Source organism: Leclercia sp. UBA5958 (assembly GCF_002430365.1).
Taxonomy (GTDB): Bacteria; Pseudomonadota; Gammaproteobacteria; order Enterobacterales; family Enterobacteriaceae; genus Enterobacter; species Enterobacter pneumoniae.
In genome coordinates this window covers 75,516-96,527 of sequence record NZ_DJCE01000008.1, presented here as the reverse complement: position 1 = coordinate 96,527, position 21,012 = coordinate 75,516, and the positions used below count along the sequence as shown (strand labels likewise).

Annotated in this window: 20 protein-coding genes; 8 read left to right on the top strand and 12 right to left on the bottom strand. The window is 55.5% G+C overall.

Annotation, left to right across the window (positions count from 1 at the left end; all coding sequences use genetic code 11):
- Positions 1-227 precede the first annotated feature (227 nt).
- Both B2Q93_RS13580 and B2Q93_RS13575 read right to left on the bottom strand, forming a co-directional pair.
- Positions 228-980 (bottom strand): DNA-binding transcriptional regulator YciT, encoded by a 753-nt coding sequence (locus tag B2Q93_RS13580; protein ID WP_233804540.1) that lies wholly within the window; start codon positions 978-980, stop codon positions 228-230.
- 88 nt (positions 981-1,068) lie between these two features.
- Positions 1,069-1,251, bottom strand: coding sequence for a hypothetical protein (locus B2Q93_RS13575; RefSeq protein WP_040075375.1), 183 nt, complete (start codon positions 1,249-1,251; stop codon positions 1,069-1,071).
- Positions 1,252-1,443: 192 nt separating this feature from the next.
- Here B2Q93_RS13575 and B2Q93_RS13570 point away from each other — a divergent pair, with 192 nt between their 5' ends.
- Entirely contained in the window at positions 1,444-2,313 is an 870-nt protein-coding gene (locus B2Q93_RS13570; RefSeq protein ID WP_207291841.1) for a crotonase/enoyl-CoA hydratase family protein, read from the top strand.
- Here B2Q93_RS13570 and pdeR read toward each other — a convergent pair.
- The 10 genes from pdeR to pspF form a co-directional block, all read right to left on the bottom strand.
- The gene (pdeR, locus tag B2Q93_RS13565; RefSeq protein WP_046885223.1) at positions 2,310-4,301 is read right to left on the bottom strand and encodes a cyclic di-GMP phosphodiesterase; all 1,992 of its coding nucleotides are present in this window, start codon (positions 4,299-4,301) and stop codon (positions 2,310-2,312) included. The genes B2Q93_RS13570 and pdeR overlap by 4 nt on opposite strands.
- Before the next feature lie 323 nt (positions 4,302-4,624).
- Positions 4,625-6,559 carry an exoribonuclease II gene (locus tag B2Q93_RS13560; protein ID WP_046885224.1) on the bottom strand — a complete coding sequence of 645 codons (1,935 nt, stop codon included), beginning with the start codon at positions 6,557-6,559 and terminating at the stop codon, positions 4,625-4,627.
- Between the two features lie 87 nt (positions 6,560-6,646).
- Positions 6,647-7,636: a CMD domain-containing protein gene (locus B2Q93_RS13555; protein WP_286933479.1), complete on the bottom strand. Its 990-nt coding sequence runs from the start codon at positions 7,634-7,636 to the stop codon at positions 6,647-6,649.
- 170 nt (positions 7,637-7,806) lie between these two features.
- Positions 7,807-8,595: an enoyl-ACP reductase FabI gene (gene fabI, locus B2Q93_RS13550; protein WP_040075380.1), complete on the bottom strand. Its 789-nt coding sequence runs from the start codon at positions 8,593-8,595 to the stop codon at positions 7,807-7,809.
- Between the two features lie 125 nt (positions 8,596-8,720).
- Positions 8,721-9,527, bottom strand: a complete 807-nt coding sequence (gene sapF, locus B2Q93_RS13545) for a putrescine export ABC transporter ATP-binding protein SapF (RefSeq protein ID WP_040075381.1) — start codon at positions 9,525-9,527, stop codon at positions 8,721-8,723.
- Between the two features lies 1 nt (position 9,528).
- Positions 9,529-10,521 (bottom strand): peptide ABC transporter ATP-binding protein SapD, encoded by a 993-nt coding sequence (gene sapD, locus B2Q93_RS13540; protein ID WP_046885226.1) that lies wholly within the window; start codon positions 10,519-10,521, stop codon positions 9,529-9,531.
- A complete protein-coding gene (sapC, locus tag B2Q93_RS13535; protein WP_046885227.1) occupies positions 10,521-11,411 on the bottom strand; it encodes a putrescine export ABC transporter permease SapC in 891 nt (296 codons plus the stop codon). Before sapC ends, sapD begins: the two co-directional genes overlap by 1 nt.
- Positions 11,398-12,363 carry a putrescine export ABC transporter permease SapB gene (gene sapB, locus B2Q93_RS13530; RefSeq protein WP_046885228.1) on the bottom strand — a complete coding sequence of 322 codons (966 nt, stop codon included), beginning with the start codon at positions 12,361-12,363 and terminating at the stop codon, positions 11,398-11,400. The genes sapC and sapB overlap by 14 nt, the downstream gene beginning before the upstream one ends.
- Positions 12,360-14,000: an ABC transporter substrate-binding protein SapA gene (gene sapA / locus B2Q93_RS13525; protein ID WP_286933477.1), complete on the bottom strand. Its 1,641-nt coding sequence runs from the start codon at positions 13,998-14,000 to the stop codon at positions 12,360-12,362. The genes sapB and sapA overlap by 4 nt, the downstream gene beginning before the upstream one ends.
- Positions 14,001-14,088: 88 nt before the next feature.
- Positions 14,089-15,078, bottom strand: a complete 990-nt coding sequence (gene pspF / locus B2Q93_RS13520) for a phage shock protein operon transcriptional activator (protein ID WP_172657812.1) — start codon at positions 15,076-15,078, stop codon at positions 14,089-14,091.
- Between the two features lie 151 nt (positions 15,079-15,229).
- On the opposite strand from pspF, the gene pspA reads away from it, so the two are divergent.
- The 7 genes from pspA to tyrR all read left to right on the top strand — a co-directional run bounded on the left by pspA (position 15,230) and on the right by tyrR (position 20,984).
- Positions 15,230-15,898: a phage shock protein PspA gene (pspA, locus tag B2Q93_RS13515; RefSeq protein WP_040075386.1), complete on the top strand. Its 669-nt coding sequence runs from the start codon at positions 15,230-15,232 to the stop codon at positions 15,896-15,898.
- A gap of 57 nt (positions 15,899-15,955) precedes the next feature.
- Positions 15,956-16,180: an envelope stress response membrane protein PspB gene (pspB, locus tag B2Q93_RS13510; protein ID WP_040075387.1), complete on the top strand. Its 225-nt coding sequence runs from the start codon at positions 15,956-15,958 to the stop codon at positions 16,178-16,180.
- Positions 16,180-16,539, top strand: a complete 360-nt coding sequence (pspC, locus tag B2Q93_RS13505; RefSeq protein ID WP_040075388.1) for an envelope stress response membrane protein PspC — start codon at positions 16,180-16,182, stop codon at positions 16,537-16,539. Before pspB ends, pspC begins: the two co-directional genes overlap by 1 nt.
- 14 nt (positions 16,540-16,553) lie before the next feature.
- The gene (gene pspD, locus B2Q93_RS13500; RefSeq protein WP_040075390.1) at positions 16,554-16,772 is read left to right on the top strand and encodes a phage shock protein PspD; all 219 of its coding nucleotides are present in this window, start codon (positions 16,554-16,556) and stop codon (positions 16,770-16,772) included.
- Positions 16,773-16,880: 108 nt separating this feature from the next.
- Entirely contained in the window at positions 16,881-18,278 is a 1,398-nt protein-coding gene (locus tag B2Q93_RS13495; RefSeq protein ID WP_286933475.1) for a YcjX family protein, read from the top strand.
- Entirely contained in the window at positions 18,275-19,330 is a 1,056-nt protein-coding gene (locus tag B2Q93_RS13490) for a YcjF family protein (protein WP_212475771.1), read from the top strand. The genes B2Q93_RS13495 and B2Q93_RS13490 overlap by 4 nt, the downstream gene beginning before the upstream one ends.
- A gap of 112 nt (positions 19,331-19,442) precedes the next feature.
- Positions 19,443-20,984 carry a transcriptional regulator TyrR gene (gene tyrR / locus B2Q93_RS13485; RefSeq protein ID WP_212475773.1) on the top strand — a complete coding sequence of 514 codons (1,542 nt, stop codon included), beginning with the start codon at positions 19,443-19,445 and terminating at the stop codon, positions 20,982-20,984.
- Positions 20,985-21,012: the final 28 nt, after the last annotated feature.

Sequence of the window (21,012 nt, the reverse complement as noted above, 5' to 3'; positions counted from 1 at the left end):
CTAAGTATAGCTTATTTACATACTCAGTTGCCGTTATCCATGAAACCTTGTCGCGCAGGCGTTACAAAATCACGCAGGTGATAGTTACTTCCTGTTATATCGCTAACATTAATTTTACGTCTTAATCATTCAGCAGACAGGTAAATAGTCTTAAAGAAATGGTCGGAATAGTCTCATACAACGCGAGGGGATAATTCGCCCGAATAATCGGGCGAAGAGGAGGGGGGTCATTCAGGTTTTTTTACGATATCGACGATGAGTCCGTCACGTTCTAATTGCTGCTGATGCTCCGCTTTAAGGCCGTTATCCGTAATGACCCGGCTGAAGCGCGAGATGGGGCCCATCATATAAGGGTGGACGGCACCAAACTTGGTGCTATCGGTCAGTACCACCGCTTCGCAGCCTTTCTCCAGCACCGCGTTGACAACATCGGAACGCATCATGTCACGCCCGGTAAAGCCGGTCTCAGGCTGCCAGCCATCAATGCCGATAAAGGCTTTACTGAAATGCACCTGCTGAACATATTGCCGCGTCAGCGGGCCAACCATGCTTTCGCTCTTCTTCTGATAGATACCGCCCAGCAGGATCACTTCGCAGCGCGTCTCCTTAAGCAGATGGGCGATATAGCTGCTGACGGTGACGATAGTCACCTCTTTCTGCTCTGCCAGCGTCCGGGCGAGCAGGGCATTGCTACTGCCATTCTCAATGAAGACCGTTTCGCCGTTGTTCACCAGTGAGGCGGCAAACTCCGCCAGTTCACGCTTCAGGGCATAGTTATTCATCATCCGCGTTTCAACATCTTCACTGTCGAGCGGAACCGCGTAGCCGTGCGCGCGACGCAGATAACTCATTTTTTCAAGCAGGTTGAGATCCTGGCGGATGGTCACTTCCGACACGCCGGTTGTTTTCGCCAGCTCGACGACGCTGACGCGCCCTCTGTCGATCACCATCTGCAGAATTTGTTGTTGTCGGGAATTCATAGCATCCATATCAAAACGGTAAGCACCGTTGGTTAATGGTTAAAACAGAGATAACTCACTACGGAGCACGCATGAGGTCGTGAATACCTCACACCTCCCATGGCGCTTTCGGCTGAGGGGCATCGGAAGCGGGTTCGCTCCCCGCCTGGGTCAGTAATTCGCTTTTTAAAATCTCGAGATTACGAATAGCAGAGTGATAATCGCCTGCGACCAGGATATCCAGCACGGTATCAATACGTTGAGCCACTTTCAGTGCATTGATATCAGACATAATCTCATCCTTAAATGAAAAGTGAATAAATTCAATGATGCAGAAAATGAGGGCAAAAGAGAAGGGAAAATGTGTTCTCACCAAATGACATAAATGATAGTGATATTTTTAACGCTCAACATGATGGGTACTTTAGCAGTGGATTAGTCTAACTCTGCGCGCAACGCGCTTTTTTCCAAGAGGAAATAGAGTATGACTATTATCAATCAGGTGACCTGTAAACTCTTTACTGATACGGAACGATTCACGCAGTTGGCGGGATATTACGAGGAGGAGAGACGTACCGTCTGGATGATGCTGCGCGCTCAGCCGCGACCCTGTTTTAATCATGCGCTGATCGAAGAGATCATGAATATGTCATGGCTGGTGCGGCAATCGGGCTTTATCGTTGACTTTTGGGTGACCGGCTCGCTGGTACCGGATATGTACAATGCAGGAGGTGATTTACGTTTCTTCGTGGAGTGTATCCAGCATGGCCGACGCGAAGCCTTACGCGCTTACGCTCGCGCCTGCGTTGATTGTGTCCATGCGGCCTCAAGGGGCTTTGATACCGGGGCGATTTCCCTCTCGATGGTCGAAGGGAGCGCGCTGGGTGGAGGCTTTGAGGCGGCGCTGGCCCATCACTTTCTGCTGGCCCAGCGAGATGTGCGCTTAGGGTTCCCGGAGATCGCCTTCAACCTCTTTCCGGGGATGGGCGGCTATTCGCTGGTTGCGCGTCGTTCCGGCATGAAACTGGCCGAAGAGCTGATTTACAAAGGGGAATCACACACAGCGGAGTGGTACCAGCAGCATGGGCTGGTGGACGTGCTTTTTGAGCCGGGGCAAGGCTATGTGGCGACACGGACTTTTATTGATACCCTGCAGCCCAAAATGAATGGTGTTCGGGCGATGTTACGGGCCCGGCAGCGCGTGATGCAGTTACCCCGTAGCGAACTGATGGATATCACTGAGGACTGGGTAGATGCCGCATTCTGCCTGCAACCGAAAGATATCGCCTATATGGAACGGCTGGTTCAGCTGCAGGATCGTCACACCGCCTCCGGATTGCGTAAAGCGAGCTAGCGGGCATTGCGTGACTGGTAGCGTTTAAACCAACGCTCGAAGGCAGTCGCGGGCATAGGTTTAGCAAAATGAAATCCCTGTCGTTCATTGACGCCATTCTTTGTCAGAAAGGCGTCTTCTTTCGCACTCTCCACCCCTTCAGCGATCACCTGCAGATTCAGGGCCTGCGCCACGGCCACAATGGCACGCACCAGCGATTGCGAGACGGACTGTTTATGAATATCCCGCACAAAGGCCTGGTCGAGCTTGATAGCGTCAATGGGAAAACGCGCCAGCTGAGAGAGGGATGAGTATCCAGTACCAAAGTCATCCAGATGAATTTGCGATCCCAGCTTGCTGAATTGTTGGATCACTGACAACGCCAGCTCTTCATTCTCAATCAGGCAACTTTCGGTGAGTTCTACATCAATCGGACAGTATTCGAAATTCAAATCTTTCAGGGCCTGTTTCAGATCGCTGAAAATGGTCTGATCCGCGAGCTGCCGCGCTGAGACGTTAACCGCCACCCGTAAGTTGATTCCCTTATCACGCCACTTGGCTACCTGGCGCACCACATCGAGCATCACCCAGCGCCCGAGAGGCACAATGAGCCCGGACTCTTCCGCGTAGGAGATAAACTCCATGGGAGGGATCAGCCCGCGTTCGGGCGATTGCCAACGCACCAGCGCCTCCAGGCTCCGGACTTCTCCGCGCCAGGTAATCTTGGGCTGGTAGTGGATCACTAACTGGTCATTATCGAGCGCTTTGCGCAGGTTGGTATCCAGCCACAGGTACTCAAATACGCGCTGATTCATCTCCGGCGAGAAGACCGTAAATTTACCACGGCCACTCTCTTTGGCGGTGTACATCGCCGTATCGGCGTTACGGATCACGCTCTCGCGATCGGTGCCGTGCTGAGGCGCAAGGGAAATACCCAGTGAGCAACCCGTGTAGACTTCGATGAGACCGATGCGAAAGGGCTGCCGCAGACGGGTTAAAATGCGTGAGGCCATCGCCTCCAGCGAGCTTTGGGAGGTGTCAGTCGCCAGAACAATAAACTCATCCCCACCCAGGCGCGCAAGAACCTGCCCCTCTTCAAGGCAGCTCAAAATCGCCAGCGCGACGGCCTGTAGGAGCTGATCGCCAAACATGTGCCCGTAGGCATCGTTCACCTTTTTGAAATTATCCAGGTCGAGATAGACCACGCCCACCTGACCCTCTCCGCGCTGCGCAATAGCATCGCTGATCATTTCATGGATGGCGTTTCGGTTAGGCAGGCCCGTAATGGTATCGGTATTCGCCAGCACGCGCAGTCGTTCCTGGGCGCGGCGCTCCTCCGTAATATCCGTGCCTGAGCAGATCAAGAAGATCTCATTTTTTCCGCTACCGCTATGGACGAATTTATTACGAAAGAGAAACAGGCGCTGACCTTTGCGGGTCTTGATCCAGCGTTCCACCTCATAGGAGCTGCCGTTACGAAAAAAACCGCTGATATTACGCCGGGAGGCAGCCGCTTCGCTGCGACTCATAAAGAGTTTAAAGACGTTCTGGCCGATGACTTCCTGCTCTTTCAGGCCGGTATACTCTTCGCTCAGACGATTGAAACGCTGAATATTGCCGTGTCGGTCGAGAATAACAATCACGGAGTTGGCTTCAGAAACCACCTGCTCGGCAAAAGAGAGCCCCTGGGCCAGATCCCGCGCAACGGAAGGGGTGTCATTCCAGGCAGAGGCGGTACCCGCCCACTCTTTTTTATTGATTTTACGGCCAACCAGATGCACCGGGACGTCGGTGCCATAGAGCGAAAGTGTCATGGTAATGCTGGAGGTAATAACGGTCATCTCGCGAATGCTGTCGGCCTGTTCATCCGTCAGGGCGACCACCTGCGTGGTATCGGAACTCTCGCTGGCAGCAAGGTGGAGCGCGTTACTGTCGGCTGTCAGGCGCCACCAGGGACTGAGGGTGCCCATATAACGAAACAGCAAATTTTGCTCCAGATCGTCAATCATGTTCTCTCCCGGGCCCGCTTAATAGCGCTCACAATGCGCATTTTCATTCGCGTACACCACCAGTTCCGAAGGGTATTCACGAGATGAAATTATTGTTTTTTCCCTGTTTTCTTATATTAGAACGAGAATAATGAAAAGGGGTAAAAGTGAATGAAAATTCTACAATATCGTGATGCTACCGCACCGAAGCTTTAGATAATTGTGATCGCTTTTGGCGGATTGTGGAGGAAAAGAGCGAGGAAAAGTGATGAATGCGAGGTTTAACGCAGAATAAAAAATGTCGGCTGCCCTGAAAAAGGTACAGCCGACATTTTAGCGGGATATTAGACCGCAGGACGGGCGATGATGCTGCGGGTTTCCATACGGACTTCCGCAATGGTGACGTCGATCACTTCGGTGACCTTATACACCGTTTCGCCTTTAATCTGCACTGTGCCATTTTCCTGGCTACAGACCAGCTCGTCGCGGACGGCGTGCAGGAATGGCGCAGGGATAAACGCCACCGCACCATTGTCCACCAGACGTACGCGCATGCCGCCACGGCTGACATCGATAATTTCGGCCGGGAAACGCGTCTCCGTTCCGGCTTTATCGTTGAGGAAGCGGGCATACAGCCAGTCACCGACATCGCGCTCGGCCATGCGGTTCAGGCGGCGGCGCTCGGCCATCTGCAGGGTGGTCTCATCGCCGGGACGGGCAATGGTTTCGCCTTTGATGATAGCCTTCAGCAGACGATGGTTCACCATGTCGCCATACTTACGAATAGGTGAGGTCCAGGTCGCGTAGGCTTCCAGACCAAGGCCAAAGTGGGGACCGGGCTCGGTGCTGATTTCCGCAAATGACTGGAAGCGACGAATACGGCTGTCGAGGAAGCCGGTCGGTTGGGCATCCAGCTCGCGACGCAATTTGCAGAAACCTTCGAGGGTCAGCACCTCTTGCGGATCAACATGCACATCGTGGGTTTTGAGCAGAGCCGCCAGCGCTTCGGTGTTGGCCGGGTCGAAACCGGTATGAACGTTGTAGATGCCAAAACCAAGTTTGTCGCGCAATACGCGGGCTGCACAGATGTTGGCCGCAATCATTGACTCTTCAACGATACGGTTAGCAATGCGGCGCGGTTCTGCCACGATATCCAGCACTTCGCCTTTATCGCCCAGAATAAAGCGATAGTCTGGTCGATCTTTAAAGACCAGCGCATGAGTCTGACGCCATTCGCTACGGCGTTGGCATACGCGGTGCAGCAGACGAATCTGGTCGGCAATAGCGTCGTTTTCAGGCTGCCAGCTACCGCTATTTTCCAGCCAGTCTGAGACGTTGTCATACACCAGCTTCGCTTTCGATTCGATGGTTGCCGCGAAGAAGGTGATGTCATCTTCGATGGTGCCATCCGTCGCGATGGTCATACGGCAGGCCAGCACCGGGCGAACTTCCATGGCGCGCAGAGAGCACAGGTCATCAGAGAGTTCACGCGGCAACATTGGGATATTAAAGCCCGGCAGATAGTTGGTGAACGCACGGATCTTGGCCGCGTCATCCAGCTTGCTCCCCTCGGCAACCCAGGCGGTAGGGTCGGCGATGGCCACCGTCAGCGCCAGTTTGCCATCGGCACGCTCTTCGACGTACAGCGCATCGTCCATATCTTCGGTGCTGGCGCTATCAATGGTGACAAAGTTCAGGGCAGTCAGATCCTGACGCTCCAGACCTTCATCCAGCATCTCCGTCGCCACGCCGTTTGGCGCCTCTTTTTCAAGATTATGGCGCGCCAGGGTTACCCACCATGGCACGAAGTGGTCGTCGCCGAAGGTGATAAAGTGGGTCAGTTCAGCATAGAAGGAGCGATCGCCCTTCAGCGGATGGCGGCGCATTTCAGCAACGGCCCAGTCGCCTTCTTTGAAATCGTGTTCAACGCCCCGTGCGGCACGGCACTGAATGGCATCTTTTAACAGGGGATGGTCCGGCGTAATAGAAAGACGGTCGTCTTTTCTCTGAACCTTACCAACGAAACGGGTCAGGAACGGCTCGATCAACTCTTCCGGCTCGGCGGATTCGCGTTCCTTTTCGGTATGAATCACAGCGACGATACGGTCGCCGTGCATCACTTTCTTCATCTGCGGAGGCGGGATGAAGTAGCTTTTCTGCGCATCGACTTCGAGGAAGCCAAAGCCTTTTTCCGTGGCTTTTACAACCCCTTCAGTGCGGGGCGTCTGAGAATGAAGCTGCTGTTTAAGCTGCGCAAGCAGCGGGTTGTCCTGAAGCATAGTGTCTATTTTCGTAGCCAATGAGCGGCTGACAGTTTTACGCGATTCTTAGGTCTTCAGCAAGCGCTCTTTCGGTAAAAAGAAGGGTTATTCGACCTTACGTAGCGCGATCTTCAGGCGGTTTAGCCAGCCACAAAATGCGCTCCAGGCGAGCAGGTTGATCGCCCGGGTTGCGGTAACGTCCTCCCGGATAAGCGGGGCGAATTGCGCAGCGCTAAAGCGGTCTGGCGAGCAGCTCAGCAGTTCGACTGCGGTGACTGCGGCGGGGCAGGTCGATACGGTCTCTACTCCGCTTGTCAGGATCTGACCGGTGCGTTCCAGCAGCGCCGGCTCATGGCATAGCACCGGTGCCAGGTGTTGTAACGCGGGCTGGTTTTGCCAGCGGGCCAGGGACTCCAGCTGTTGTGCGCTGGCGTCGGGAAGCGCCACCACCGGCAGAATCGCCTGCCAGTCGCTCAGCTGCGCCTCATCAATCAGCGGTTGCGACGAACCAGGGTGGCCTGGCAACCAGCGTACCGGGTGGCCCAGCATCGCCTGAAACGCAGCGACGACGCGCGCCTGAAAGCCGACAAAGCCGATAATCTGGTTAATCACTATCACGTCATAGGTGGTTAAACCCACTTCATCCAGTTGCTGCTGGGCTTTGGTGTCGATGACATCGGGCGAGCTGGCAAGCTGGCGGGCGTACTGGGTAATCTCGGCAAGGCGGCGGTTACTTTCACGCGAGGAGTCCGGGCCGGGGAGCGGGGCGAGAAGGGCTGCGTAGTGATTGCACAAACGTTGCACGCCACAGACCTGAGCGACCGTCAGGGCGGTGCTCAGGCGGTCATATGCGCTCAGGGTTCGTAATCGCGATACCGGTACCCGCAGAGGGAATAGCAAGCTACAGAGCTCCCGCGCAGGCGCCAGCCAGCCTTCATGCGCGGACAGGGTCTCTTCAGAGAGGGCTAAATCGAGCAAAAAACGGTCGTCGACGTAAGCGGCTTCAGGCACCAGGGGCAGAACATCAGCCGGACAGTGATTAGACTGGGTTTCGTGATACCAGTGGCCTTTACCAGAAAGACGGCGTTGTTCCATGGGCGTTCCTTGATCTCAAAATGGCGATCAATATCCTGGCGTAACCCATACGGAGGGAAAAATATTGTTAAGTGATAACAAATAGCAGAACGGTATATAAGGTCGGGGTGAAGCGAGGGAGAAGGGAAGGAAGCACCCGGCGGCGTGCGCCGCCGGGTAACAGGACAAGCTTATTTGATTTCCAGCTCGTTCATTGCCGCGATGTTGAAACCGCCATCAACGTGAACCACTTCGCCGGAGATACCTGCAGAGAGGTCAGAGCAGAGGAAGGCCGCAGAGTTACCCACGTCTTCAATGGTAACGGTACGACGAATCGGGGTAACCGCTTCGCAGTGCGCCAGCATTTTACGGAAATCTTTGATGCCGGAGGCAGCCAGCGTACGGATTGGACCCGCAGAGATGCCGTTAACACGCACGCCTTCAGGACCCATTGCGTTCGCCATGTAGCGTACGTTCGCTTCCAGAGAGGCTTTAGCCAGACCCATAACGTTGTAGTTAGGGATTGCACGCTCTGCGCCCAGATAAGAGAGGGTCAGCAGGGCAGCGCCTGGGTTCAGCATAGTGCGGCAGGATTTCGCCATCGCCACGAAGCTGTAGGAGCTGATGTCGTGCGCGATTTTGAAGCCTTCACGGGTTACGGCATTGACGTAGTCGCCGTCCAGCTGATCGCCCGGTGCGAAACCGATAGAGTGCACGAAGCCGTCAAATTTCGGCCATGCTTTTGCCAGCTCAGCGAACATGCCATCGATGCTTTCATCTTGAGCAACGTCACATTCCAGAACGATGCTGGACCCCAGCTGCGCGGCAAACTCTTCCACACGGCCTTTCAGCTTCTCGTTCTGGTAGGTGAACGCCAGCTCAGCGCCTTCACGGTGCATAGCCTGTGCGATACCGTATGCGATGGACAGTTTGCTGGCAACGCCAGTGACCAGAATGCGCTTACCGGAAAGAAAACCCATAGCTCTTAATCCTTATATTCATTGTTGTGGCGATCGTCATCATTTGTGGGCGACCGTCGTTAAAACGCGGCGATAATAGCATGTGTCGCGAAGTTAGTTAATCCGACCACTCAAACAGGGAGGAATCACCTGTCTTTTCGCCACGCATCGGCGGTTAAAGCTTCGCCAAAATGCCCGGCTATCAACCGTTTTGTCAGGTCATGCAGCGGAGAAGCAAGCACCGACGCCGTGCTACCACGCTCAACCACGGTGCCCTCGTGCATCACCAGCACCTGATCGCTGATATGTTTCATCATGCCCAGATGTTGGGTCACATAAATATAGGCGATCCCCTGTTTCTCCTGTAACTCCAGCATCAGATTAATCAGTTGGGAACGCATCGACATATCCAGCGAGGCCAACGCTTCATCGGCAACGATCACCTTCGGGCGGAGGATCAGGGCGCGGGCGAGGCCCAGACGTTGTTTCTGCCCCGGTGCCAGCATGTGTGGATAATAGCTCACATGATCCGGCAACAGACCCACCATACGCAGGGTGTCGATAATTTGCTTGCGCCGCGCTTCGGCACTGAGATCGGTATTCAGACGTAGCGGAAAATCCAGTATTTGCGAAATGCGCTGGCGCGGGTTGAGTGAGGTCGACGGATCCTGAAAAATCATGCGGATGCGCTGGCTACGGAAAGAGTAGTCGCCAAACTTCAGCAGATGATCGTCAATCAGGATCTCACCGTCGGTGGGTTCAATCATTCCGGCCAACATTTTTGCCAGCGTCGATTTACCCGAACCGTTCTCGCCAATAATCGCCAGCGTCTGCTTTTCACGCAGCGCGAAACTCAGCGGCTTGACCGCCTCGACGTTCTGGCGGTGGAACAAACCGGTGCGATAGCGAAAGGTTTTACTGAGATTGCGCACTTCCAGCAGTGTGTCGACCATGTCACTCTCTCTCCATGTTCAGCGGGAAATGGCAGGCGAACAGGTGGTTTTTAGCCCCGGTCAGGCGCGGCGTCTCAATACATTTACGCTGCGCATAGGGGCAGCGCGGCCCAAGGCGACAGCCTATGGGTAAATGTTCCAGCAGAGGGATGGCGCCGGGCAGGGTATTAAGCCGGCTTTTATGCGGCATCGCACTACCAAAATCGGGAATCGCGCGGATCAGCGCCTGCGTATAAGGGTGATGCGGTGTGGTCACCAGATCTTCACTGAATGCGGTTTCTACCGTCTGGCCGCAGTACATCACGTCAATTTTATCTGCCCATTTACTCAGCATTTGCAGATCATGGCTGATCAGCAAAATGGTGGTGTTGTTATTTTGATTCAGCCGCGATAGCAGGCGGAAAATCTGCGCCTGCGTGGTGGGCTCCATCGCGTTGGTGGGTTCATCGGCAATCAGCAGACGTGGCTGGTTCGCCAGCGCGATGGCAATCATCACCTTCTGACATTCGCCGTCTGTCAGCTCGTAAGGGAAACTGCGCATGGCATCTTTATGATCTTTTATCCCGACCCGGTGCAGTAACTCAATGGCACGGCGCTTGCGCCAGCCAAAACGCTGCCACCAGCGACCTTTATAGGTCCAGCCGGGGATGTTCTGCATCAGCTGTTTACCCACTCGTTCAGACGGATCGAGACAGGATTGCGGCTCCTGGAAGATCATCGATACGTTATGGCCCACCAGCTTACGCCGCTCGCGTGCGGAAAGGCGCAGCAGGTCTATATCATCGAAGCGCATACGGTCGGCCGTGACCCGCCAGTTGTCTTTTGCCACGCCGCAGATGGCTTTGGCAATAAGGCTTTTACCCGAACCGGATTCTCCTACCAGTCCGCGAATCTCGCCTTCGCTCAGGGTAATGCTGACCCGATCGACGGCTTTGACCCAGCCTTCGCTGGTCTTGAATTCGATCGTTAAATTGCGAATATCCAGTAATGGCATTATTCCACCCCCGCATCAATCGCACGGCGAATGCCGTCACCCAGCAGGTTGACCAGCAGTACGCTAACCATAATCGCCGCGCCGGGCAGCATAACCGTCCAGGGCGCCACGTAAATAAGCTCCAGCGCGTCGCCGAGCATCGCGCCCCACTCAGGTGAAGGGAGCTGCGCGCCAAGATCGAGAAAGCCGAGGGCCGCGATATCCAGAATCGCCATCGACAGGGCGCGGGTGATCTCTGTCACCATCCCCGAGGCGATGTTGGGCAGCACGGCGAACCATAAAATGTTAAGGGTGGTGGCGCCATCAAGGCGCGCCGCCACAACATACTCTTTCTCCAGTTCGTCATGTACCAGGCTGTAGACCGAGCGCACCATGCGCGGCAGCAGCGCCAGCCAGACGGCAAACATGGCGTGGCTCAAATGAGGCCCGAAAAAGGCCACCACGATAATGGCCAGCAGCAGTGACGGAATCGACAGCAGGGTGTCGAGAATATGGTTCATCACCGCCGAGCGCAGGCCATGCGTCGCCCCGGCCAGAATGCCCAGCGCCAGACCGCACAGGGTGGCGGCAAGCGTGACAATAAGCGCACCACCCACTGTAGGGGCCGCGCCGCTTAACAAACGGCTCAGGAGATCGCGCCCCAGATCGTCGGTCCCCAGGAAGAACGAGACCTCGCCATAGCGCGACCAGGACGGCGGCAACAACTGATAACCGAGGAACTGCTGATCAATACCATAAGGTGCAAACCAGCCGCCTAACAGACAGAGCAGCAGCAGGCCACCACAGCCGTAAAGGCCGACCATTGCCGGCGTGTCTCCGTAGAATTTACGCCACGCGGTGCGTAGCGCACCGGGGGTGCGTTTTTCGCTGTAAACGCTATCGTAAGGCATACCATTCCTTATGTTTCAGTGGGTTAGCCATAGCGCCCAGAATATCGGAGATCACGTTCACAATGATCACCAGTGCACCTATTACCATCACGCCCGCAGAAATGGCGGCGTAATCTTGCTGGCGGATAGCGTTAATCAGCCAGCGACCCAGACCCGGCCAGCTAAAGACCATCTCGGTGATCATTGCCAGCGTTAACATGGTCGAAAACTGTAAGCCCAGACGCGGTATTACCGGCGGCAGGGCATTATGCAGCACATGGCGGCGCAGAATCGTCAGGCGCGATAGTCCGCGCGTCGCGGCGGCTTTGACGTAGTTCTGATCAAACACATCAATGGTACTGATGCGCATCAGGCGAATCACCTCCGTGGTGGGGGCCACGGCAAGGGTCAGCACTGGTAAAACCATATGACTCACGGCGCTGACGATCATCTCGTGGCGCCACGGGGAGTCAGATAACCAGGCGTCGATGATGGCAAAACCGGTGACGGTTTTCACGTTATAGAGCAGGTCGAAGCGCCCTGATACCGGCAGCCAGCCGAGGGTCAGCGAGAAGAACAGCGTCAGCAACAGAGCCAGCCAGAAGACCGGCACCGAAAAGCCCAGCAGTGCGAAAGCGCTTATCAGCTTATCCTGCCACTTATTGCGGGTGATCCCGGCCAGCATCCCCACGGGAATACCAACCATCAGCGCAAAACCGAAAGCGAGGATACAGAGCTCCATGGTCGCCGGGAAGACCTCTTTTAACTGCTCGGAAATGGGCTGACCATTAATGCTGGAGACACCAAAGTCCCAGTGCAATAAGCCGTCAAACCAGAATACCCAGGCATTCCATAAAGATGCCCCCTGCAGCGGAGCATGAGGGGTGAAATAGCTCAGGCTGAAGCCAATAAAGGTCAGGAAGAAGAGGGTAATAAGCAGCAATACCAGCCGGCGTAAGGTAAAAATAATCACGGTTTTTTCACCTCTTCCGGTTTCTCACGAGAGACGCCCGCAAAGGACGCATTGCCAAACGGACTGAGTACCAGGCCTTTCATATCGTAGCGGTAAGCCTGCAGACGCAGGGAAGAGGCCAGCGGTAATACCGGCAGTTCTTTCGCCAGAATACTCTGGGCTTCATCGTAGGCATCAATGCGCGCCGCAAGTTGCTGGGTGGCCAACGCTTTCTGCAGCACAGCGTCGAATTCCCGATTACACCAGTGCGCGTAGTTGGTTTGCGAATCGATCGCCGCGCAGCTCATGAGCGGGCGGAAAAAGCTGTCCGGATCATTACTGTCCGTCGCCCAGCCCGTGAGCGTGAGGTCATGATTCATATCCATCAGGCGCGCCTCCTGGAAACGCCCTTCGACCGGCACAATCACCACTTTCACCCCCACCTGCGCCAGGTCAGCCTGCAACAACTCGGCGGTTTTCAGCGGGCTGGGGTTCCAGGCCTGCGAGCTGGTGGGGACCCACAGCTGCAGGGTGAGATTCTCGGCACCCAGCGCTTTTAACTGCTCGCGCGATTTAGCCGGATTGTACTCCGTAATTTTAGCCTCATTATCATAAGCCCACGAGGCGCGCGGTAAGATCGATGCCGCCGTTTCAGCGGTACCATAATAGATAGACTGCATTAAACGCTGATTATTGATAGCCAGCGCCAGGGCATGACGCACCGCCGGATTATTCAACGGCGGTTTGTTGGTATTGAAGGCCAGGTAGGCAATGTTCATGCCGGGGCGCAGAGTCAGGCGCAGGCGCGGATCATCACGCAGAATCGTTAACTGGCTGGCGGCCGGCCAGGCCAGAACATCACACTCACCGGTCAGCAATTTTGAAAGTCGGCCCGTACCGCCGGAGCCCAAATCGACTACCACCTGAGGCATCAGTGGTGTCCCACGCCAGAAGTGGGCATGTCGCTGCAGGCGGATATACTGGCCAGCGCGATACTCCTCCAACTGGAAGGGGCCGGTTCCCACGGGCTGGCGGTCCAGCAACTCCTGCTGATCGCGCTGTGCCAGAACGGTGGCATATTCAGAAGACATCACCGAGGCGTAGTGCGTCGCCAGATGCCAGAGGAAAGAGGCATCCGGTCGGGAGAGTGAAAATTCTACCGTATGGGCATCGATTTTTCGCACATCCTTAACGGTGTCAGCGAACTGCAGGCTATCGAAGTACGGGAAAGCCTCACCGTTAATATAGTGCCAGGGATGCTGGCGATTAAAGATCCGCTGGAATGTAAAGACCACGTCGTCCGCGTTGAGTTTGCGGGTCGGTTTAAACCACGGCGTAGTCTGGAAATCAACGTCGTCGCGCAGACGGAAACGGTAAGTCGCGCCGTTATCCAGCACCTGCCAGCTTTCAGCCAGTTCAGGCACTAACCGGTAGGTATAGGGATCGACGTCCAGCAGGCGATCGTAGAGCTGAGCGGCGAGCGTATCAACGATCAGCCCGCTACTCGCTTTCTGCGGATTGAAGGTATTGACCTGGCCACTTACGCAGTAGACAAAGCCGCTTTCGCGAATATCAGTGCGATCCGCAGGGGAGGGGACGGCGAATGCCTGGCTGCTGAACAGGCCGAGTGCAATCAGGGACGAGAAAACCAGACGCATAATATTTAGGGTTTTTAGATTCAATCTGCAAAGTGTATCGCACTTACGCCTGCCAGGTAAAAATGTCTGCGGGTAAGTGCTGATAATGTCAGCGCATTTGATGCTTTTTGAGCAATGCCCTTAATTGATGGTAGGTCAGGCCCAGCAGTTCAGCGGCGCGTTTCTGGTTATATTTTGCCTCGTTCAGGCTCTGCTCAAGCAGTTGCTTTTCCTGATCAAGCTGAAACTGGCGTAAATCAAGCGGCAGAGCGTGATCGCTGGGCTGAACGGGCTCCTTCTCGTGCCGCTGCGTACGTAAGAAGGGATCGAGAATGATATCGTCCAGTTCGGTCTCGCTGGTGCCGTGGCGGTAAACCGAACGTTCCACCACGTTTTTCAGCTCACGAATGTTGCCTGGCCAGCGGTATCCCATCAGGGTTTCGCGGGCGCGCTCGCTGAAGCCGGGAAAGAGGGGCAGGCCAAGCTCGCGACACATCTGGATGGCAAACTGATCGGCCATCAGCATGATATCGCTGCGTCGTTCGCGCAGCGGCGGGAGTAGCACGACATCAAACGCCAGCCTGTCCAGCAGGTCGGCGCGGAATTTTTCTTGTGCCACCATCTCCGGCAGGTCGGCGTTTGTGGCGCAAACCAGTCGCACGTTTACCTGCAAGGGCTGGCTGCCACCCACACGCTCCAGCTCGCCATATTCAATCACGCGCAACAGTTTCTCCTGCACCAGCATCGGCGCAGTGGCCAGCTCGTCAAGAAACAGGGTGCCACCATCGGCACGTTCAAAGCGGCCGGGGTGACGTTTTTGCGCGCCGGTAAAGGCGCCAGCCTCATGCCCAAACAGTTCTGTATCAAGTAAGTTCTCATTCAACGCGGCGCAGTTCAGCGAGATAAAGGGGCCATCCCAGCGCCCGGAAAGGTAGTGCAGGCGGTTGGCAATCAACTCTTTACCGGTCCCGCGTTCGCCAATAATCAGTACCGGTTTATTGAGAGGGGCCAGCCGCGAGACCTGCTCAAGTACCTCGAGAAAACTGTTGGCTTCGCCCAACAGCGTGTCTTTAAATTCAGCCATGATGAAATTAACCATTTAGTGGTGTGATTCACTAAGCGAGAGTAGGATGGAATTGACCAAAAAGCAATCACAATGTTGAAAATCAATAAGATATAAAACTGGCACGCTATTTGTATTAGTGATTCAGCAGGGCATCGCCCGATAACTACATTGTGAGGATTGAATTATGGGTATTTTTTCTCGTTTTGCCGACATCGTGAACGCCAACATCAACTCACTGCTCGAAAAAGCGGAAGATCCGCAAAAGCTGGTGCGTCTGATGATTCAGGAGATGGAAGACACGCTGGTAGAAGTGCGCTCCACCTCTGCGCGTGCGCTGGCAGAAAAGAAACAGTTAACTCGCCGCATTGAGCAAGCGACCGCACAGCAGAGCGAGTGGCAAGAGAAGGCCGAGCTGGCGTTGCGTAAAGAGAAAGACGATCTGGCCCGCTCCGCACTGATCGAAAAACAGAAGCTGACCGATATCGTCGCGACTCTTGAGCATGAAGTGACCCTGGTTGATGAAACCCTGGTGCGCATGAAAAAAGAGATCGCTGAGCTGGAGAACAAGCTGAGCGAAACCCGTGCTCGTCAACAGGCGCTGGCCCTGCGTCACCAGGCGGCAAACTCTTCCCGCGATGTGCGTCGTCAACTCGACAGCGGAAAACTGGATGAAGCGATGGCGCGCTTTGAATCATTCGAACGTCGCATTGATCAAATGGAAGCCGAGGCCGAAAGCCACAGCTTTGGCAAACAGAAGTCCCTGGATCAAGAGTTTGCAGAACTGAAAGCGGATGATGAAATCAGTGAGCAGCTGGCTGCGCTGAAAGCCAAAATGAAAGTCGATAATCAATAATAACGTTAGCGGTGCCCACAGGCGGCACCGCCACTCATCGTAAGACAAGGAGTAGACATGAGCGCGCTTTTTCTTGCCATTCCACTGACCATTTTCGTGCTGTTTGTTTTGCCGATTTGGCTGTGGCTTCACTACAGCAACCGCTCTTCACGTAGCGAATTATCCCAAAGCGAGCAGCAGCGACTGAGTCAGCTAACCCTCGATGCGAAAAAAATGCGTGAGCGTATCCAGGCGCTGGAAGCCATCCTGGATGCGGAACATCCACAGTGGAGGGATCGTTAATGGCCGGATTGAATCTGAATAAAAAATTGTGGCGTATTCCTCAGCAGGGGATGGTTCGTGGGGTGTGTGCGGGTCTTGCGCATTACCTGGATGTCCCGGTTAAGCTGGTGCGCGTAGTGACTGTGCTCTCCATCTTCTTTGGCCTGGCCTTTATTACGTTAGTGGCCTATATCATTTTGTCCTTCGTGCTGGATCCGATGCCGGAGGGAGCGATGGAGGGGGAAAACGTCCCCACCAGTTCTGAATTACTGGATGCGGTGGATGCCGAACTGGCGTCAGGCGAACAGCGCCTGCGCGAAATGGAACGGTATGTCACCTCCGATACCTTTACGCTGCGAAGCCGTTTTCGTCAGCTATAACTGAGAGAACAGAGATGAATCAACGCTGGCACAAGGCCGGGCAGAGTGTTAAACCAGGCCTCAAAATCGCAGGGAAGCTGGTACTACTCACCGCATTGCGCTACGGCCCGGCAGGGGTTGCGGGCTGGGCGATCAAGTCGGTCGCACGTAAACCCGTCCGACTGTTGCTGGCGGTGGCCCTCGAACCCTTACTGAAAAAACTGGCGACTCGCCTTTCCGGCAAACTGAAATAACGGCACATCGATGATGTGCCATTGCCCTTCGGGGCTTTTATTCCCTTCTTGTTAACCCCATGTCATATATTTAAGAACAATAATTCCTTCAGACGATACAGGATGGCGATGAAGCGATTTAAAAATGAACTCAACTCGTTGGTCAACCGCGGGGTTGACCGGCATTTGCGCCTGGCGGTCACTGGACTGAGCCGCAGCGGCAAAACCGCCTTTATCACGGCGATGGTCAACCAACTGCTCAATCTTCATGCGGGGGCGCGTCTGCCGCTTCTGAGCGCCGTGCGCGAAGAGCGTCTGTTAGGCGTAAAACGCGTGCCCCAGCGCGATTTCGGTATCCCCCGTTTTACCTATGATGAAGGGCTGGCGCAGTTGTACGGTACGCCTCCTATCTGGCCGACGCCGACCCGTGGGGTTAGCGAAATCCGCCTGGCGCTTCGTTTTCGCTCCAATGACTCACTACTGCGCCACTTCAAAGAGACGTCTACGCTCTATCTTGAAATCGTAGATTACCCCGGCGAATGGCTGCTGGACCTGCCCATGTTGACGCAGGATTACCTGAGCTGGTCCCGGCAGATGACCGGTTTGTTACAGGGTCACAGGGCCGAGTGGTCAGCCAAATGGCGCAGCCTCTGTGAAGGGCTGGATCCGCTGGCACCGGCTGATGAAAACCGCCTGGCCGCCATCGCCGAAGCCTGGACCGACTATCTGCATCAGTGCAAAAAAGAGGGGCTACACTTTATCCAGCCGGGCCGCTTCGTGCTGCCGGGGGATATGGCGGGTGCCCCCGCGCTGCAGTTCTTCCCCTGGCCGGATGTGGAGACCTACGGCGAATCTAAACTGGCGCAGGCCGACAAACAGACCAACGTCGGCATGCTGCGCGAGCGGTTTAACTATTATTGCGACAAAGTGGTCAAGGGCTTTTACACCAACCACTTTTTGCGCTTCGACCGCCAGATCGTGTTGGTTGATTGCCTGCAACCCCTCAACAGCGGCCCGCAAGCTTTCAACGATATGCGCCTGGCGCTCACCCAGCTCATGCAAAGTTTCCACTACGGCCAGCGAACGCTGTTTCGTCGCTTGTTCTCCCCGGTCATTGATAAGCTGCTGTTTGCCGCCACCAAAGCCGATCACGTGACGGTAGATCAGCACGCCAATATGGTCTCACTCCTGCAACAGCTGGTGCAGGATGCCTGGCAGAACGCCGCCTTCGAGGGGATCAGCATGGATTGCCTGGGGCTAGCGTCGGTTCAGGCTACGCAGAGTGGGCTGATTGACGTAAACGGTGAGAAAATCCCGGCGCTGCGCGGGCATCGTCTGAACGATGGCGAACCGCTTACGGTCTATCCCGGGGAGGTGCCCGCTCGCTTGCCAGGCCAGGCGTTCTGGCAAAATCAGGGTTTTCAGTTTGAAGCATTCCGTCCTCAGACGATGAATGTCGATCAACCGCTACCGCATATACGCCTGGATGCTGCACTGGAGTTTTTAATTGGAGATAAATTGCGATGACGGAACCGCTCAAACCCCGTATTGATTTCTCCGGACCGCTGGAGCCGGACCGCACCGAAGCGTTTCGATCTGCGCAGACCTTTAACGGCCCCCAGGCGGACAACTTCGCACCGGCGTTAACAGAAACGCTGCTCGCTGAAGAAGAGGGCCAGGCGGAAGCGGTTGTGGAGCAGGCCCTGCGGCCCAAACGCAGCCTGTGGCGCAAAATGGTCACCGCCGGGCTGGCGCTGTTTGGTGTAAGCGTGGTGGGCCAGGGCGTTCAGTGGACGATGCACGCCTGGCAGACGCAAGACTGGGTGGCACTGGGAGGTTGCGCGGCGGGCGCCCTGATTATTGGCGCAGGGGTCGGATCGCTGGCCACCGAATGGCGTCGACTCTGGCGCCTGCGTCAGCGTGCGCACGAGCGCGACGAAGCCCGCGATTTGCTACACAGCCATGCCACGGGCAAAGGGCGTGCATTCTGTGAAAAATTAGCGCAACAGGCGGGGCTGGATCACTCTCATCCGGCGTTGCAGCGCTGGTACGCCGCGATTCACGAAACGCAGAATGACCGGGAAGTGGTTTCACTGTACGCACACCTGGTACAGCCGGTACTCGACTCGCAGGCGCGACGTGAAATCAGCCGCTCGGCCGCTGAGTCCACGCTGATGATTGCCGTCAGTCCGCTGGCGCTGGTGGATATGGCCTTTATTGCCTGGCGTAATTTACGGCTGATCAACCGCATCGCCACCCTCTACGGCATTGAGCTGGGGTACTACAGTCGGCTGCGACTGTTTCGCCTGGTACTGCTCAACATCGCGTTTGCCGGCGCCACTGAACTGGTACGTGAGGTGGGTATGGACTGGATGTCTCAGGATCTGGCCGCGCGTCTCTCGACCCGCGCCGCCCAGGGTATCGGCGCTGGTTTACTGACTGCACGTTTGGGGATCAAAGCCATGGAACTCTGCCGTCCGCTGCCGTGGATCGAGGGGGATAAACCGCGGCTCGGTGATTTCCGCCGCGAATTGATCGGCCAGTTGAAAGAGACGTTGAATAAAAAGCCGCAGTCATAGGCGCACTGCGTGTTATTTCCGCAGGCTGTCAATATTTGTTGACAGCCATCTTCCTGAATAGCGATATCTGGCTTATCATTTGTAGGTTACTGGCTTATAGAGTGATTTTCCCATGCGTCTGGAAGTTTTTTGTAAGGACCGTCTCGGCCTGACTCGCGAGTTACTTGATCTCCTTGTTTTGCGTAGCATTGATCTGCGCGGCATTGAGATCGATCCCATCGGGAAGATTTACCTCAATTTCGCCGAAATCGAATTCGATACATTCAGCAGTTTAATGGCTGAAATCCGCCGTATCGCTGGCGTTACGGATGTGCGCACGGTGCCGTGGATGCCTTCCGAACGCGAACATCTGGCGTTGAACGCCCTGTTGCAGGCGATGCCGGAGCCGTTTTTATCCCTTGATATGAAAAGCAAAATCGAGCGTGCCAACCAGGCAGGCTGTCAGCTTTTCGGTCTTGACGCAGACAAATTGCGTAACCATACGGCGCCCCAGCTGATCCCCGGTTTTAATTTCCAGCGCTGGCTGGAGAGCAACCCGCAGTCCACCCACAGCGAACACGTGGTGATCCACGGGCAAAACTTCCTGATGGAGATTACGCCGTTTTACCTGAAGGGTGAAAATGACGTCAGCGTGCTAACCGGGGCGGTGATTATGCTGCGCTCTACGGTGCGAATGGGACGTCAGCTGCAGGACCTCAGCAGCCAGGATATGAGTGCGTTCAATCAGATCATCGCTGTCAGCGCGAAGATGCGTCACGTCGTTGACCAGGCCCGTAAGCTGGCAAACCTCACCGCGCCGCTACTGATCACCGGCGATACCGGCACCGGTAAAGATCTGCTGGCGCATGCTGTCCACCTGGCCAGCCCCCGCGCGGCAAAACCCTATCTTGCGCTTAACTGCGCTTCGATTCCGGAAGATGCGGTCGAGAGCGAACTATTCGGCCACGCGCCGGAGGGGATAAAAGGGTTCTTCGAGCAGGCCAACGGCGGCTCGGTCCTGCTGGATGAGATTGGCGAAATGTCGCCGCGCATGCAGGCCAAACTGCTACGCTTCCTTAATGACGGTACGTTCCGCCGGGTGGGGGAAGATCACGAGGTTCACGTGGATGTGCGCGTCATCTGCGCGACCCAAAAAAACCTGGTGGAGCTGGTACAAAAAGGGCTGTTCCGGGAAGATCTCTACTATCGTCTGAACGTGCTGACCCTGAATATTCCACCGCTGCGTGATTGCCCGCAGGACATCATGCCGTTAACGGAACTCTTTGTCGCTCGCTTTGCCGATGAGCAAGGCATTCCGCGTCCTAAATTCTCGGCCGATCTGAGTAACGTGCTGACGCGCTACGGCTGGCCGGGCAATGTGCGGCAGTTAAAAAACGCGATCTACCGGGCCCTCAGTCAGCTGGAAGGTTATGAGCTCCGCCCACAGGACATTCTGCTGCCGGACTATGACGCCGGTACGGTGTCAGTGGGTGAAGAGGCGATGGAAGGTTCGCTGGATGATATCACCAGCCGTTTTGAACGCTCGGTACTCACCCAGCTTTATCGCGATTACCCCAGCACCCGTAAGCTGGCGAAGCGTCTGGGCGTGTCGCATACCGCAATTGCCAATAAGCTGCGCGAGTATGGACTGAGCCAGAAAAAAGGTGACGAGTAACAAAAAAGCCTCCTTGCGGAGGCTTTCT